The sequence below is a fragment of the Erwinia sp. V90_4 genome, from assembly GCF_029967685.1.
Classification (GTDB): domain Bacteria; phylum Pseudomonadota; class Gammaproteobacteria; order Enterobacterales; family Enterobacteriaceae; genus Erwinia; species Erwinia aphidicola.
The window spans coordinates 1-848 of the sequence record NZ_JASCAQ010000028.1 but is presented as its reverse complement, the minus strand read 5'-3'; the positions used below and the strand labels follow the sequence as shown (position 1 = coordinate 848).

The following is an 848-nucleotide window of genomic DNA, read 5'->3' as shown; positions in this document are numbered from 1 at the left end:
TTGCCTCTTAGTTGAAGTTGCCTGCAAATTCATTCCAGGTGATTTCCTGCTGCTCAGTGTGGAAGTCGGCGATAGCTTCCTGCTGCGCCAGTAGGTCGGTCATGACTGGCTCGACGATCGGAGCCATCATCGCGATAAAGAATTCGTCTGCTGCGTCATGCTGCATGATGCTTGCTCCAGTCTTTGTCCTGACACTTTTGCCAACCGAGAGCTATTGTCTCTGCCCAGTCATAGGCTTCTTTCATGCCCTCTTTGGTGTCAGGGAATGATGATTCATACACCTTCCCGAACTGCAGGTTTCCCTGAGTTACGTAGATTGTTCCGTTCACCGGTACGATAGTCATAGCGGGTTCCCCGGCTGGTTAAGCGTTTCGATTAATGATCGCCATCCAGCCCGCAATGATCGGCGAAGGCGGCGAGTGATTCTGTCGAGTTGTGACGTGTTAAAACCTGAAGCACCCATGTGGGATGCCCCAGCGATAGCAAAAGCTTGCATGGGTGATTCCTTAAAATTTAATTAGTAAGTGATACGGATGGCGGCTACTGAGCCTTTTGCGATGGCGGCAACACACTTCTGTGCGCAGTCTTCTGGTAATTCTGCGGCTAACTCCGTTTTTCCGCTCATTGCCTATCCTTCTGTAAAAAACCCTAATCTTGGGTGTTTTTAGGGAACCCCTATCACAGCGAGATTAATTACCGCTTTGTAAAAAATCATTTGGTTAGGGATTATCGAATGATGACTACATATCGCGTAAGAGTGGGTTTTCATAACCCGACAGGCCTGACATTCAGGCAGCTTGATGAGGTACTGGAACCTCTACGTTTCTGGCGAACAGACACGAATGAGG

General features: G+C 48.8%; 3 protein-coding genes. All 3 read right to left on the bottom strand.

Going from position 1 to position 848, the window contains the following annotated elements; translation table 11 throughout:
• Nucleotides 1-7: 7 nt before the first annotated feature.
• The 3 genes from QLG07_RS02640 to QLG07_RS02630 are packed head-to-tail and all read right to left on the bottom strand — an operon-like array spanning nt 8 to nt 496.
• Nucleotides 8-166 (bottom strand): hypothetical protein, encoded by a 159-nt coding sequence (locus QLG07_RS02640; protein WP_282468409.1) that lies wholly within the window; start codon nt 164-166, stop codon nt 8-10.
• A complete protein-coding gene (locus QLG07_RS02635; protein WP_282468408.1) occupies nt 156-344 on the bottom strand; it encodes a DUF5444 family protein in 189 nt (62 codons plus the stop codon). The genes QLG07_RS02640 and QLG07_RS02635 overlap by 11 nt, the downstream gene beginning before the upstream one ends.
• Entirely contained in the window at nt 341-496 is a 156-nt protein-coding gene (locus QLG07_RS02630) for a protease FtsH-inhibitory lysogeny factor CIII (protein WP_282468407.1), read from the bottom strand. The genes QLG07_RS02635 and QLG07_RS02630 overlap by 4 nt, the downstream gene beginning before the upstream one ends.
• Nucleotides 497-848 lie beyond the last annotated feature (352 nt).

Bases quoted from the DNA above. Each gene is read 5' to 3' on its own strand.
- QLG07_RS02635 (WP_282468408.1), bottom strand. From the start codon at position 344: ATGACTATCGTACCGGTGAACGGAACAATCTACGTAACTCAGGGAAAC.
- QLG07_RS02640 (WP_282468409.1), bottom strand. From the start codon at position 166: ATGCAGCATGACGCAGCAGACGAATTCTTTATCGCGATGATGGCTCCG.
- QLG07_RS02630 (WP_282468407.1), bottom strand. From the start codon at position 496: ATGCAAGCTTTTGCTATCGCTGGGGCATCCCACATGGGTGCTTCAGGT.